At 37.2% G+C, this 11,880-nt stretch carries 20 protein-coding genes and 3 tRNA genes; 5 read left to right on the top strand and 18 right to left on the bottom strand.

Going from position 1 to position 11,880, the window contains the following annotated elements; translation table 11 throughout:
- Positions 1-3: 3 nt before the first annotated feature.
- The 16 genes from rplO to MY04_RS18340 all read right to left on the bottom strand — a co-directional run bounded on the left by rplO (position 4) and on the right by MY04_RS18340 (position 8,506).
- A complete protein-coding gene (gene rplO / locus MY04_RS18415) occupies positions 4-453 on the bottom strand; it encodes a 50S ribosomal protein L15 (protein WP_044228401.1) in 450 nt (149 codons plus the stop codon).
- A gap of 60 nt (positions 454-513) precedes the next feature.
- Positions 514-693, bottom strand: coding sequence for a 50S ribosomal protein L30 (gene rpmD, locus MY04_RS18410; RefSeq protein WP_044228404.1), 180 nt, complete (start codon positions 691-693; stop codon positions 514-516).
- A gap of 19 nt (positions 694-712) precedes the next feature.
- Entirely contained in the window at positions 713-1,228 is a 516-nt protein-coding gene (gene rpsE, locus MY04_RS18405; protein ID WP_066212096.1) for a 30S ribosomal protein S5, read from the bottom strand.
- 13 nt (positions 1,229-1,241) lie between these two features.
- The gene (gene rplR, locus MY04_RS18400; RefSeq protein WP_066212094.1) at positions 1,242-1,595 is read right to left on the bottom strand and encodes a 50S ribosomal protein L18; all 354 of its coding nucleotides are present in this window, start codon (positions 1,593-1,595) and stop codon (positions 1,242-1,244) included.
- Positions 1,596-1,600: 5 nt separating this feature from the next.
- Complete coding sequence (gene rplF, locus MY04_RS18395; RefSeq protein ID WP_066212092.1) at positions 1,601-2,155, bottom strand: 50S ribosomal protein L6; 555 nt, start codon at positions 2,153-2,155, stop codon at positions 1,601-1,603.
- Between the two features lie 79 nt (positions 2,156-2,234).
- Positions 2,235-2,633: a 30S ribosomal protein S8 gene (gene rpsH, locus MY04_RS18390; protein ID WP_066213438.1), complete on the bottom strand. Its 399-nt coding sequence runs from the start codon at positions 2,631-2,633 to the stop codon at positions 2,235-2,237.
- Between the two features lie 57 nt (positions 2,634-2,690).
- Positions 2,691-2,960 carry a 30S ribosomal protein S14 gene (rpsN, locus tag MY04_RS18385; protein ID WP_044203093.1) on the bottom strand — a complete coding sequence of 90 codons (270 nt, stop codon included), beginning with the start codon at positions 2,958-2,960 and terminating at the stop codon, positions 2,691-2,693.
- 15 nt (positions 2,961-2,975) lie between these two features.
- On the bottom strand, positions 2,976-3,524 hold the full coding sequence (rplE, locus tag MY04_RS18380) for a 50S ribosomal protein L5 (RefSeq protein WP_066212090.1): 549 nt from the start codon (positions 3,522-3,524) through the stop codon (positions 2,976-2,978).
- Entirely contained in the window at positions 3,524-3,847 is a 324-nt protein-coding gene (rplX, locus tag MY04_RS18375; protein ID WP_066212088.1) for a 50S ribosomal protein L24, read from the bottom strand. Before rplX ends, rplE begins: the two co-directional genes overlap by 1 nt.
- Before the next feature lie 5 nt (positions 3,848-3,852).
- On the bottom strand, positions 3,853-4,221 hold the full coding sequence (rplN, locus tag MY04_RS18370; protein WP_066212081.1) for a 50S ribosomal protein L14: 369 nt from the start codon (positions 4,219-4,221) through the stop codon (positions 3,853-3,855).
- Between the two features lie 75 nt (positions 4,222-4,296).
- The gene (gene rpsQ, locus MY04_RS18365; RefSeq protein WP_066212079.1) at positions 4,297-4,551 is read right to left on the bottom strand and encodes a 30S ribosomal protein S17; all 255 of its coding nucleotides are present in this window, start codon (positions 4,549-4,551) and stop codon (positions 4,297-4,299) included.
- A gap of 21 nt (positions 4,552-4,572) precedes the next feature.
- A complete protein-coding gene (gene rpmC / locus MY04_RS18360) occupies positions 4,573-4,905 on the bottom strand; it encodes a 50S ribosomal protein L29 (protein WP_066212077.1) in 333 nt (110 codons plus the stop codon).
- An 8-nt stretch (positions 4,906-4,913) separates the two neighbouring features.
- Positions 4,914-5,339 carry a 50S ribosomal protein L16 gene (gene rplP / locus MY04_RS18355; RefSeq protein WP_066212076.1) on the bottom strand — a complete coding sequence of 142 codons (426 nt, stop codon included), beginning with the start codon at positions 5,337-5,339 and terminating at the stop codon, positions 4,914-4,916.
- A 422-nt stretch (positions 5,340-5,761) separates the two neighbouring features.
- A complete protein-coding gene (locus tag MY04_RS18350) occupies positions 5,762-6,646 on the bottom strand; it encodes an SdiA-regulated domain-containing protein (RefSeq protein ID WP_158297768.1) in 885 nt (294 codons plus the stop codon).
- A gap of 2 nt (positions 6,647-6,648) precedes the next feature.
- Positions 6,649-8,019, bottom strand: coding sequence for a choice-of-anchor Q domain-containing protein (locus MY04_RS18345; RefSeq protein ID WP_066212072.1), 1,371 nt, complete (start codon positions 8,017-8,019; stop codon positions 6,649-6,651).
- A 4-nt stretch (positions 8,020-8,023) separates the two neighbouring features.
- Positions 8,024-8,506 (bottom strand): NADH-quinone oxidoreductase subunit A, encoded by a 483-nt coding sequence (locus tag MY04_RS18340; RefSeq protein WP_066212070.1) that lies wholly within the window; start codon positions 8,504-8,506, stop codon positions 8,024-8,026.
- Positions 8,507-8,588: 82 nt separating this feature from the next.
- Between MY04_RS18340 and sdaAA the strand changes: the two genes are divergently transcribed.
- Positions 8,589-9,491: an L-serine ammonia-lyase, iron-sulfur-dependent, subunit alpha gene (sdaAA, locus tag MY04_RS18335; protein WP_066212068.1), complete on the top strand. Its 903-nt coding sequence runs from the start codon at positions 8,589-8,591 to the stop codon at positions 9,489-9,491.
- 37 nt (positions 9,492-9,528) lie between these two features.
- On the opposite strand, the gene MY04_RS18330 is transcribed toward sdaAA, so the two are convergent.
- On the bottom strand, positions 9,529-9,696 hold the full coding sequence (locus MY04_RS18330; RefSeq protein WP_158297767.1) for a hypothetical protein: 168 nt from the start codon (positions 9,694-9,696) through the stop codon (positions 9,529-9,531).
- Between the two features lie 102 nt (positions 9,697-9,798).
- Complete coding sequence (mazG, locus tag MY04_RS18325; protein ID WP_205960484.1) at positions 9,799-10,638, bottom strand: nucleoside triphosphate pyrophosphohydrolase; 840 nt, start codon at positions 10,636-10,638, stop codon at positions 9,799-9,801.
- Between the two features lie 91 nt (positions 10,639-10,729).
- On the opposite strand from mazG, the gene MY04_RS18320 reads away from it, so the two are divergent.
- The 4 genes from MY04_RS18320 (at position 10,730) to MY04_RS18305 (ending at position 11,797) form a co-directional block, all read left to right on the top strand.
- Entirely contained in the window at positions 10,730-11,368 is a 639-nt protein-coding gene (locus tag MY04_RS18320) for a SprT-like domain-containing protein (RefSeq protein WP_066212066.1), read from the top strand.
- A 134-nt stretch (positions 11,369-11,502) separates the two neighbouring features.
- Positions 11,503-11,575 (top strand) — tRNA-Phe (locus MY04_RS18315).
- A gap of 39 nt (positions 11,576-11,614) precedes the next feature.
- A tRNA-Phe gene (locus MY04_RS18310) sits at positions 11,615-11,687 on the top strand.
- Between the two features lie 37 nt (positions 11,688-11,724).
- Positions 11,725-11,797, top strand: a tRNA-Phe gene (locus MY04_RS18305).
- Positions 11,798-11,880: the final 83 nt, after the last annotated feature.

Here is an 11,880-nt window from a genome sequence, read left to right as displayed (position 1 = left end):
TTCTTACAATGTAATCGCTTTTCCGCCTGCTTTTTCGATTGCCTCTTTAGCAGATGCAGAGAAAGCGTTCGCCGAAATCTCTACTGTTGCAGTTAGTTCGCCATTACCAAGAACTTTAACTTTACCGTTCTTAGAAATAACTCCTAACTCCACGAATGTCTCTAACGCGAAAGTAGTAATACCTTTCTCATCAGCGATCTTTTGGATATTTTCCAAGTTGATCGGAGTATATTCTACTCTGAATGGAGATTTGAAGCCAAATTTAGGCACGCGACGTTGTAGTGGCATTTGACCTCCTTCGAAGCCAAACTTCTGGCTATAACCAGAACGCGACTTAGCACCTTTGTGACCACGTGTTGACGTGCCACCACGGCCTGAGCCTTGTCCACGACCTACGCGCTTATTTTGGCGTACTTTACCACCTTTCGCAGGACTTAGTGTATGCAGTTTCATGACTGTTTCCTAATTAATACCTTTTAAAGTACTAATGCTTTATGCAAAAGTACAAAGAAATTACAACTCTTCAACGCTGATTAGGTGATCAACTGCTTTTACCATGCCTAAAATCTGTGGATTAACATCTTTTTCGACAGTTTTGTTGATTTTTCCTAACCCTAACGCCTTGATTGTGCGTTTTTGTCTTTCAGGACGACCGATCAACGATCTAACCTGAGTAATACGGATCTTTGCCATAACTAGATTAAATTTTTGATTAGCCGTTAAAAACTTTGCTTAATTTCACGCCGCGTTGCTCAGCTACCATGCGTGGATCACGCATTTTAAGTAGTGCATCAAAAGTTGCTTTAACCACGTTGTGTGGGTTAGAAGAACCTTGTGATTTTGCTAATACGTCGTGTACACCTGCTGATTCAAGAACTGCACGCATCGCACCACCTGCGATAACACCAGTACCTGCAGATGCAGGTTTGATTAGCACGCGTCCGCCACCGAATTTACCTTTTTGAGGGTGTGGAACAGTACCTTTAAGTACTGGTACCTTCATTAGGTTTTTCTTAGCGTCTTCGATGCCTTTAGTGATTGCGTCAGTTACCTCGTTGGCTTTACCCAAACCATAACCAGCAACGCCGTCACCGTTACCTACAACTACGATCGCAGAAAAGCTGAAGCGTCTACCGCCTTTTACTACCTTAGCTACACGCTTGATAGCAACAACTTTTTCTGTAAGCTCTAGATCAGCTGATTTTACTTTTGTTACGTTTTGTTTCATCTCTGACAACTCTTTAGAATTTCAAACCACCTTCTCTAGCACCTTCTGCTAACGCTTTCACTTTACCGTGGTAAAGGTAACCGTTACGGTCAAAAATAACCGTTGAAATACCAGCAGCAGTAGCTTTCTCAGCAACCTTTTTGCCTACTTCTGCAGCCAATGTAACGTTAGATGCTTTGCTTTCAGCATTGATCTCACGTGAATCAGAGGCAACAAGAGTACGGCCAGTTTGGTCGTCGATCAACTGCGCATAGATTGCAGTATTACTTTTGTATACAGAGAGTCTAGGGCGTTCAGCTGTACCTGAAATCTTCTTACGAATACCCCTTTTGATTCTCAGTCTTCTCAGATCTTTCTTAGTGGCCATACTTGTTATTTTTTACCAGCAGCTTTACCTGCTTTTCTTCTAATCTCTTCACCAACATACTTCACACCTTTACCTTTGTATGGTTCTGGCTTTCTGAATGAACGGATCTTCGCTGCAACTTGTCCAACCAATTGCTTGTCAACGCCTTCAACGTGTACTACAGGTGGTTGTCCTTTTGCAGTTTCAGCGCTCACTTTGATTTCCGCTGGAACTTGGAAAAGAATTCTGTGTGAATAACCAAGATCAAGGTCCAATAATTGACCTTGTACCGATGCTTTAAAACCGACACCTACTAACTCTAGTGATTTTTTGTATCCCTCAGATACACCAACCACCATGTTTTGAGTTAAGGCTCTATAAAGACCGTGCAAAGAGCGGTGGTCTTTATGATCTGAAGGACGTACGAAACGTACTTCTGAACCTTCAACCTCGATAGCGATGTCTTTGTTGATTTCCTGTTGCAATTCTCCTTTAGGTCCTTTTACAACGATTAAGTTGTCGTTAAGTTTTACCTCAACACCTGCTGGGATTGAAACTGGCTTTTTACCAATTCTTGACATGGTTTCTCAAATTAGGGCTTAAGGCTTCCTCCAAGGGAAGCGGTCAGCCGTTATATTAAAGTATTGTACTAATATTTTATTAGTATACGTAGCAAAGTACTTCGCCACCTACATTTTGTTCACGTGCTTCTTTGTCAGTCATCACACCTTTCGAAGTTGAAAGGATTGCGATACCTAAACCATTAAGTACACGTGGCATGTTCTTAGCGCTAGCATACTTACGTAGACCTGGACGTGATACACGTTCCAAATCAACAACCGCAGGTTGCTTAGTCACTGGATGATACTTCAATGCGATCTTAATCACACCTTGAGTGTTCACACCATCCTCGAACTTGTAGCCTTGAACGAAGCCTTTGTCATGCAGCACCTTAGTCATCTGCTTCTTAATGTTTGAAGCAGGTACTTCTACGATACGCTTGTTAGCGCTAATCGCGTTTCTAAGTCTCGTAAGGTAGTCCGCTATAGGATCTGTCATTGCCATTGCTTGCAAATATTTTTACAGCACTCTGTGCCGTAGGTTCCTAAATTAAAATTACCAGCTCGATTTTGTAACGCCTGGGATTTTACCTGCTGATGCCATTTCACGGAATGTAACACGTGAAATACCAAACTTACGCATGTAACCTTTCGGACGTCCAGTTAATTTACAACGATTGTGTAAACGAACCGGTGAAGAGTTCTTTGGAAGAGCATCAAGTCCTTCCCAGTCACCTGCTTCTTTTAACGCTTTGCGCTTTGCTGCATATTTTGCAACTAATCTTTCGCGCTTGCGCTCTCTAGCTTTTATTGCTTCTCTTGCCATAGTTTCTCGTGTTTACTATTTTTTCTTAAAAGGCATTCCAAATAATTTCAGAAGCTCGTAAGCTTCCTCATCTGTATTAGCAGAGGTAGTGAACGTAATGTCCATACCAGTCACCTTCTTTACTTGATCAAGTTTGATCTCTGGGAAGATGATTTGCTCTTTTACACCTAAAGTATAGTTACCACGACCATCCAATTTATCTTTGATACCTTGGAAGTCACGCTCACGAGGAATAGCAATAGTAATCAAACGATCTAAGAATTGATACATTCTGTCACCTCTTAACGTTACACGAGCGCCAATTGGCATATCTTCACGTAATTTGAAGTTTGAGATTGATTTCTTAGACATCGTAGGTACTGCTTTCTGACCTGCAATAGTAGATAATTCTTCTACTGCGATGTCTACAAGTTTTTTATCTGCAACTGCTTCACCAACACCTCTGTTGATGATAATTTTTTCCAATTTTGGAACTTGCATTACAGACTTGTAGCTGAAACGTTCCTTTAATGCTGGAACGATTTCCTCTTGGTATTTGTCCTTTAATCTTGTCGCTGTAGCCATTAGTCGATAAATTTTCCAGTGTTCTTAGAATATCTTTTCAACTTACCGTTTTCGTCAAGCTTACGACCTACGCGAGTAGCGTTACCCGATTCTGGGTCGATCAACTTAATGTTTGAAACGTGAATTGGTGCTTCCATTTGCTTAACACCACCTTCTGGCTTTTCAGCCGTAGGTTTAACGTGTTTAGTAACCATATTCACACCTTCAACGATGGCACGCTCCTTCTCACGGTCAACTGTAAGTACAACTCCCTCTTTGCCTTTATTTTCGCCAGAGATTATTGTTACTTTGTCGCCTTTTTTGATATGGAATTTTCTATTCATAACTCTTAGAGTACCTCAGGTGCTAACGAAACGATTTTCATAAATTGCTTCTCACGAAGCTCTCTTGCGACTGGTCCGAAGATACGAGTACCTCTTGGCTCGTCTTGCGCGTTCAATAGAACTGCTGCATTGTCTTCGAAACGAATGTAAGAACCGTCCTTTCTACGAACTTCTTTTTTAGTTCTTACAACAACCGCTCTAGATACAGTCCCTTTCTTAACATTTGAAGAAGGGATCGCTGACTTCACAGAAACGACGATTTTGTCGCCTACAGAAGCGTAACGCTTTTTTGTACCACCCAACACGCGGATACATAGTACCTCTTTTGCGCCTGAGTTATCTGCTACTGACAGTCTTGATTCCTGTTGTATCATTTTCCTATCCTAATAAGGATTCTTTACTTGGTGATTGTAAAATGATTAAATTTTGAAGATGGATAGAAGAACGAATTACTTCGCTTTTTCTACTACCTCCACCAATCTCCAACGCTTACGCGCGCTCAATGGGCGCGTCTCCATAATTCTAACGGTATCTCCGATACCTGCAGTGTTAGTTTCATCATGCGCCATAAACTTCTTAGTCTTCTTAATGTACTTACCGTACATTGGGTGCTTTTGACGTGTTTCCACTTGCACTGTAATAGACTTGTCCATTTTGTCGCTCACTACTACTCCTTGACGCTGCTTTCTGAAGTTTCTTTCCATGATCTTCTTCTATCAGGTATCTTAGTTGTTAACTTTCTCGATAGCTCTTAAAACCATCTTCTTGTTTACAGGCGCTAAAAACGTTGACTTTTGCAAGAACTCTGAGATAGACTCACGAGTTACGTTATCAGCTTTAACCTTTTCCTCCAATTCAACTGTTACTCTAGCGTGCAACTCAGTCTTAAGACGAGCAACTTGCTTTTTAAGTGTTTTCAATTGCATTGGGTTCTCTAGTGGTGATACTGCATGAGCATAAGCAAGATCTTCTAATTGCTTTTGAGAAGTTTTGATGTTCTCTGCAAGCTCTTCCGAAGACAAGCCTTTCACCTGATCCTTTAACTCTTTTGTTTTCATCTCTCAGATTATCCTACGTAGTCTGGTCTGACCACAAACTTCACTTTGATTGGGAGCTTCTGCGCAGCCAATCTCATTGACTCCTGTGCTCTCTCGATTGATACTCCATCAGATTCGAACAAGATTGTTCCGGCTTTCACTGGAGCAACCCAATAAGCAGGGGCACCTTTACCCTTACCCATACGTACCTCGGCTGGCTTTGAAGTAACTGGCTTGTCAGGGAAGATACGAATCCATACCTGACCTTCACGTTTCATCGCACGAGTCATCGCAATACGTGATGCTTCGATTTGACGAGCTGTGATCCAACCTCCTTCAAGTGCCTTCAGACCGAAGCTACCAAAAGAAATGCTATGACCGCGTTGAGCGATGCCATGGCTTCTACTTCTTTCTTTTTGTCTCTTTCTGAACTTGACTCTCTTTGGCTGTAACATTGTTATTCTGTTATTTACCACGCAGGTACTTCCTGCGATATCTTATGTCTAGTGCACAAACATCTCGGAGAACTTGAGCTTGAGTTAGCTAAATTCTTTTAAATAAACAGAATGTATATATCTATCTTAAAATCATTAGGACTTTCGCTCATGTCTAATGAACGTAGTTTCCCGAGGTTTGGACTGCAAAAGTATGACACTTTTTTTTGTAAAACAAGTAGTTAGCAAAAAAAATATCAAAATTTAATATCCTTCACAATCTTAACTTTATGTTTGTTGAATTTGGTTGGGACGAAATAGAAATACAATTTCGTTTCTTTCCTTAATTCTATACAAATGTACTGCATCTGTAAAGAGTTTGTTTATTTGATTATGATTCCTTTAATAAATAGTTTTAAAACTAACTTATTGAAGGTCAAAAACTAAAAATCAAATTTAAATTTTAGCAATACCGGCTTATCACCCTTTATTCCGTACCGTAATTTGGCCTCATCTGAGACTTTTACACCATTATTATCGTAACCAATCCATATTTCATCATCAACAATCATTAAAGCTTCTGCCATTCCATATTTTTCTGGTTCAAATAGCTTTTGCTTATTTGTGACTACAGACTTTTCATAAGAATAATGTTGTACAATTTTATTTTTCTCCAAATCGTATTGAGCAATACATCTAGCATTCCTTTCTAGAATAAATAAATCACCCTTATAAAGATACATATCTGATATGTCTTTGCTGCAATTTCTTTTTAAAGTAAATTCTCTAACAATTTTATTGGTATTCAAATCTACTACGATAATAAATGAAGGTTGTCTTTCTTTTGCTAAATAAAGTAATCCTGCTTTTCCATCTACAGCAACTCCCTCAAAACCAGTATTTTTCAGCCACTCCGTTCTAGGTAAGGACAAACTACTCCAATCTATAGGTAATTTATTTGTCGATTTCTTATCAAAATCATAGACATACACCTCATTATCAGCTTCATTTATCAGGTAAGCTTTATTTTTATAAACAGAAATTCCTTCAAGATCTATTTTCCCTGGAATATCTAATTTGTAAGATGCCTTTACCTCAAAAGAATTATCTTTTTGATGTAAAGAATAAATAAAGTTATTTTCGTATTTATCTGCTACAACAACAATTTCTTTCTCTTTTTTTGAAATACCACTTAAGTCAAAACGTCCTTGATAATTCTCCAACTGTTTGATTTCTAAAAATTCAAGTTGCTTAATTTTCTGTGCAAAAATAGAATTACTATAAACTGTTAGTTGAACTATTAATAGTATGTAATGTATCGTTCTCATTTTTATTCTTCCTCTGGAATCCATTGCAAAGCACCTATATCTGGTGGTGATGTTCTATTCTCTCCTCTTTGATCAACAGTTATACCGTTTACATCAATTCCTGCTCCTCGAGCCGGACTATCATCTGCTAAGTCAAAATTATAGGTAAATGGATATCTGAAATATGGATCTATATTTATTAAATTGGTTTCGGGGTCAAACTGATCACTTGATGTTTTCAATATATTATTTGTAATACTATTAAAATTAACACCTTCTGTAACTACTAATTCATTTGATAAATTACCCCAAATTATATTATTTACTAAGTTTAACTGTATAACTTCATTTGTACTTTCGAATGCTACAGATGGGTCTTCCCTAAAGAAGCCCGTATTTGAATTTACAATTGTATTATAGTAAAAATCACATTTGCCTCCTCCTGCATGAGCATAGGCATAAGAGATCGTATGACTAATGATAGTATTAACTATTCTTACATCAGAATTAGTTATTGCTACTCCTACTTGAGACATATTTTGAATTGTTGAACCTTCTATATCCAAGTCGATAATATCATCGTTATCATTATGATACATCAAAACACCAACTCTAGCATTTTTAATTAAAGTACCATGGATTTTATTATCATGACTTAAGGAATCAAAGAAGAGTCCATCCCATTGACCGGGAGCATTTTCATATTGCCCATCCAATCGAATACTTTCTAACCTTATCGTATCTTGAGATGTTCCCATTAACTGTAACGAGCCACTAATCAAAAGCTTTGCTCCGTTATCAAAAACTATTCTTGTTCCGGCATTAGCCGTTAAACTCGCATTTTGTGATATATATAAGGAATCAGTGATAACATATGGTCTTCCTTTTTCCCATACTACATCACCTACTAAAATTGGTCCCCCTGAAACATAAAACGGATCCTCTGCATAGGCATTTAATTGTATAGCTTGTCTGTTTCCATTGGTAAAAAAAGAAATTTGGCCATTCAATTCTCGTATATCATCAGCATTTTGATAAGGTACATTAGCTTCAGTCAAGACTAACATACTATCTCCACCTCTCAATAAAGTATTATTGATAATATCTTCATTTTGCCCGTTTATCAACATAGAATAAACAGAATTAGGATCATTTAATGAGATTTCTGAAATATTGACTGCATTTTCTGAGTTATTGTACACCATAAAACGCTGGGTAACACTTCGCATATCTATCCCTTCATCTTCTTTCGTAGTAAACAAAGTATCAAAATATACTGTATCTACTGAAAATTGAAGTTGAAAAGAAGGATCCGTACTGATTACCTCATCATCTGGAGTACAACTCACAAGGAGTAATAGAATGATTCCTGTATAAAAGCTAAGTGTTTTCAAGCTACTAATTTATATATTTCTTATTGAAATCCTTGTATGGTGAAGAATCGAAATTATTATTCTCTTCTATAGGCTGTACTTTTGATGGTTTTATCCAATCTAAGAAACCTTTTTTCCACACATAAGCTAAACCTAAAATCAATATTCCAACAAACACGACAATTTCGAATAATGCAAACCAACCCCACATACCATCAGTTTGTTTGATTTTTTCTGCATCTCCAAAAACTGTTGCCCAAGGAAATAAAAACAATATCTCTACTTCGAATAATAGAAATATTAATGCCACAACGTAAAACCGTATATTAAAATTACCCCAAGCTGTACCTAATGGATCCTCCCCACTTTCGTAGGTCGTTAATTTTTCTTCATTTGGTCTTCTTGGTCTAACTAGAAATGCAGTAAACAACCCTCCTAAGGCGAAAATAATAGCAACAATTATAAATAATGTAATGTTACCGAAGTCTGTTAGCATTTGATTACCCATACTATCTATGAAATATGAACTGTAATTGTTTCTTTTGTAAAAATTTCGATAAAAATACTAACCATATAAACACTATCATAACATGGCCGTACTTTTTGAATCATTTTCTGAATGGAAAGAGTTCTGTGAAAAGAAAAAAGTATCCCTTCATCAACCTGTTTTGGATTATGAAGTGAGAGAAAAAGAACGCACTAAGGAAGAAATTAAATTAGCCTTAAAGCAAGCCTTCGATGTCATGAAGGATGCTGTCAAGACAGGTTTAAACGAGGATATGACCTCTAGATCAGGCATGATTGAAAACGGTGGAAAAAAAGTTTTCAATTCTCCAATCAATGTTTTGTCAGAAGAATTTAAAGTTCTCATCTCAAGGGCACTTGCTGCAAAAGAAGTAAATTCTTGTATGGGAAGAGTAGTTGCCGCACCTACTGCAGGAGCATCTGGTATTCTACCTGGAGTATTGGTTACGCTTCAAGATCTTCATCAATTGGATGATGACACATTGCATAACGCTCTATTGGTCTCAGCAGGAATTGCTTTGATAATGGAAAAAAAATCGGGTATCGCTGGAGCTGTAGGCGGTTGTCAAGCTGAAACAGGAACAGCTGCTGCAATGGCTGCTGGGGCAATTACTTATTGTTTAGGAGGAAACATTGATATGATATTCAATGCTGTAGCGATTACTGCACAGTGTATGCTCGGATTGGTTTGTGATCCTGTCGCTGGATTGGTTGAGGTACCTTGTGTGGTTAGAAATGCAAGTGCTGCTGCTATTGCTAATTCTTCAGCTCAAATTGCATTAGCCAATGTAAGTGGTGTAATCCCTGTGGATGAATGTGTAGACGCAATGGGAGAAGTAGGGCAAAGCATGGAGGACCGTTACAAAGAAACGGCCTTAGGAGGTCTAGCAGCTACACCAACTGCTAAGATGATATCTAAAAAAGTATTGATCTCCGATATCGATATTATCGATTCTTCGGAAGAATAAAATAAAAAACAGGGAGTATCATTTAGATACTCTCTGTTTATACGTAGCCTTGGAATTTTTTTGCCAATTCTACTCTATTTCTTTCCTTTTCCTCTTCAGTAAACAACTCTAAGTTTTTTAAAGCTGTCTCGAATTGGTCTGCATAATTCTTATATTTTGCAGCTAATGCGGCTGTATTTTTTTTCTTAAAACTGAAAGTAACCATAATATTCTAAATAATTTACGAACAATTGATTGAGAATGTCGAATAAGTATTCACTTCACGTATGAATCGTTCAACGATTCGTATTTAGTAGACAATTACTTTTCAAGATGTGACAAAAAAGAAGAAACTTTTTTTATTTTTTTTACTTTCTTCCCAATATTTATCCATCTGCTCTAAAGATGCTTCATCGAAAGACAGTCCATCTTCCTTCATTTTATCTTCTATGTAATTAAATCTTGATATAAATTTCTTGTTCGTTCTTTCCAGTGCATCAGAAGGATTGACCTTAAGAAAACGAGCATAATTGATCATAGAGAACATCACATCTCCAAACTCATCTTCTATTTTGTCCAAATTATCTTCTCCTTGATCATTTGCTTTTACTTCAACTTCCAATTCTTGAATTTCTTCTTGAACTTTCTTCCAAACATCTTCTTTATTATCCCATTCAAAACCAACTCCCGCAGATTTCTCTTGAATTCTCAATGCTTTCACAATTGCGGGTAATGATTTAGGAACACCTCCTAGCACTCTTTTGGGTTTATCGCCTTTTTCTTTCAATTTGATTAATTCCCAATTACGAGCCACCTCATCAGCATCATTTACATCAACATCTCCATAAATATGTGGATGACGAACAATTAACTTTTCACAAATACTATTCAATACATCATCAATAGCGAAATTATTGGTCTCAGACCCTATTTTTGCATAAAAAACTAAGTGAAGCATCACGTCTCCTAATTCCTTCTTGATTTCCTCCATGTCTTTATCAAGAATGGCATCTGAAAGTTCATATACTTCTTCTATGGTTAAATGACGGAGTGATTCTAAAGTTTGTTTTCTATCCCATGGACATTTTTCTCGTAAATCATCCATGATATCCAATAACCTTTTGAATGCTCTTAACCTTTCATCTTTTATATTTATATCGCCTTGCATCTTTTTGATATTTAAATGAGTTGATTTCTTTTTTTTAACTACTATTGCAAGGATAATCAAGAAAGTTGAATTTCTATAATTCTATTGAAGTATGAGTAAAAATAATGTTTCCCATCAGGACATTGTTGATAGTTTATCGAAATACACTCCTAAACAAGCAGCCATAATTTTTGCTGATTGGATTTTACATTATAAGATTCATGTAAAGATTACCAAGGAAAGGAAAACGCGATTAGGTGACTATAGACCTCCTCAAAGAGGATATGGACATAAAATTAGTATCAACCATAGTTTAAACCCCTATCAGTTTGCAATCACTTTTGCTCATGAAGTAGCTCATTTGGTTGTTTGGGATCAATTTCAAAATAAAGTGGCACCACACGGTAAAGAATGGAAACAACAATTTGGTAACTTTCTTCAACTTTTATTGAATCATAATGTATTTCCGGAGGATTTAATTGAAGCCGTTACTAGACATCGAAAGAAACCATCGGCCTCAAGTGGTAATGATGTACAACTAAAAAAGGCTTTGATGAAGTACGATAAAGAGGAAGAAAATGAAAATGAAACTCTTTTTCTAGATGATTTAAACGATGGCGATACCTTTATTTTAGAAAATCATGGAATTTTTATCAGAAATAAAAAATTAAGGAAGTATTACCTGTGTACCGAGAAATCGACAGGAAAGCAATTTAGAATCAATTCCTTAGCTAAAGTTAGCTTGGTTTAATCAAAAACTCTTCAAATCGAATTAAAATTTATTTGAGATATTTTTAGTAGAATATTCTACATAAAGTTTGGCATAACGAACTTTTTTACGCACTTTTGCATCGCTTTAAACAAAAACGGTCACTGAAGCAGGAGGGTGTTGTAGCTCAGTTGGTAGAGCATCGGACTGAAAATCCGTGTGTCGGCGGTTCGAATCCGCCCAACACCACAAAGTCTAAGGTTAAACAAGACTATAAATATGTTTCCCGGTGTTGTAGCTCAGTTGGTAGAGCATCGGACTGAAAATCCGTGTGTCGGCGGTTCGAATCCGCCCAACACCACAAGTCTAAGGATAAACAAGACTATAAACTGTTTCCCGGTGTTGTAGCTCAGTTGGTAGAGCATCGGACTGAAAATCCGTGTGTCGGCGGTTCGAATCCGCCCAACACCACAACAGAAAGACTCGCATTTTTGTGAGTCTTTTTTTTGTCAAAAAGATATTGTAGGTGAGATTACAATAAAACCCCATGCCTT

The organism is Flammeovirga sp. MY04, assembly GCF_001682195.2.
In the GTDB taxonomy this organism is placed as follows: Bacteria; Bacteroidota; Bacteroidia; order Cytophagales; family Flammeovirgaceae; genus Flammeovirga; species Flammeovirga yaeyamensis.
The sequence above is the reverse complement of the archived record's forward strand: the minus strand, read 5'-3'. Positions and strand labels throughout refer to the sequence as shown.

Bases quoted from the DNA above. Each gene is read 5' to 3' on its own strand.
- rplO (WP_044228401.1), bottom strand. From the start codon at position 453: ATGAAACTGCATACACTAAGTCCTGCGAAAGGTGGTAAAGTACGCCAA.
- rpmD (WP_044228404.1), bottom strand. From the start codon at position 693: ATGGCAAAGATCCGTATTACTCAGGTTAGATCGTTGATCGGTCGTCCT.
- rpsE (WP_066212096.1), bottom strand. From the start codon at position 1,228: ATGAAACAAAACGTAACAAAAGTAAAATCAGCTGATCTAGAGCTTACA.
- rplR (WP_066212094.1), bottom strand. From the start codon at position 1,595: ATGGCCACTAAGAAAGATCTGAGAAGACTGAGAATCAAAAGGGGTATT.
- rplF (WP_066212092.1), bottom strand. From the start codon at position 2,155: ATGTCAAGAATTGGTAAAAAGCCAGTTTCAATCCCAGCAGGTGTTGAG.
- rpsH (WP_066213438.1), bottom strand. From the start codon at position 2,633: ATGACAGATCCTATAGCGGACTACCTTACGAGACTTAGAAACGCGATT.
- rpsN (WP_044203093.1), bottom strand. From the start codon at position 2,960: ATGGCAAGAGAAGCAATAAAAGCTAGAGAGCGCAAGCGCGAAAGATTA.
- rplE (WP_066212090.1), bottom strand. From the start codon at position 3,524: ATGGCTACAGCGACAAGATTAAAGGACAAATACCAAGAGGAAATCGTT.
- rplX (WP_066212088.1), bottom strand. From the start codon at position 3,847: ATGAATAGAAAATTCCATATCAAAAAAGGCGACAAAGTAACAATAATC.
- rplN (WP_066212081.1), bottom strand. From the start codon at position 4,221: ATGATACAACAGGAATCAAGACTGTCAGTAGCAGATAACTCAGGCGCA.
- rpsQ (WP_066212079.1), bottom strand. From the start codon at position 4,551: ATGGAAAGAAACTTCAGAAAGCAGCGTCAAGGAGTAGTAGTGAGCGAC.
- rpmC (WP_066212077.1), bottom strand. From the start codon at position 4,905: ATGAAAACAAAAGAGTTAAAGGATCAGGTGAAAGGCTTGTCTTCGGAA.
- rplP (WP_066212076.1), bottom strand. From the start codon at position 5,339: ATGTTACAGCCAAAGAGAGTCAAGTTCAGAAAGAGACAAAAAGAAAGA.
- MY04_RS18350 (WP_158297768.1), bottom strand. From the start codon at position 6,646: ATGAGAACGATACATTACATACTATTAATAGTTCAACTAACAGTTTAT.
- MY04_RS18340 (WP_066212070.1), bottom strand. From the start codon at position 8,506: ATGGGTAATCAAATGCTAACAGACTTCGGTAACATTACATTATTTATA.
- sdaAA (WP_066212068.1), top strand. From the start codon at position 8,589: ATGGCCGTACTTTTTGAATCATTTTCTGAATGGAAAGAGTTCTGTGAA.
- MY04_RS18330 (WP_158297767.1), bottom strand. From the start codon at position 9,696: ATGGTTACTTTCAGTTTTAAGAAAAAAAATACAGCCGCATTAGCTGCA.
- mazG (WP_205960484.1), bottom strand. From the start codon at position 10,638: ATGCAAGGCGATATAAATATAAAAGATGAAAGGTTAAGAGCATTCAAA.
- MY04_RS18320 (WP_066212066.1), top strand. From the start codon at position 10,730: ATGAGTAAAAATAATGTTTCCCATCAGGACATTGTTGATAGTTTATCG.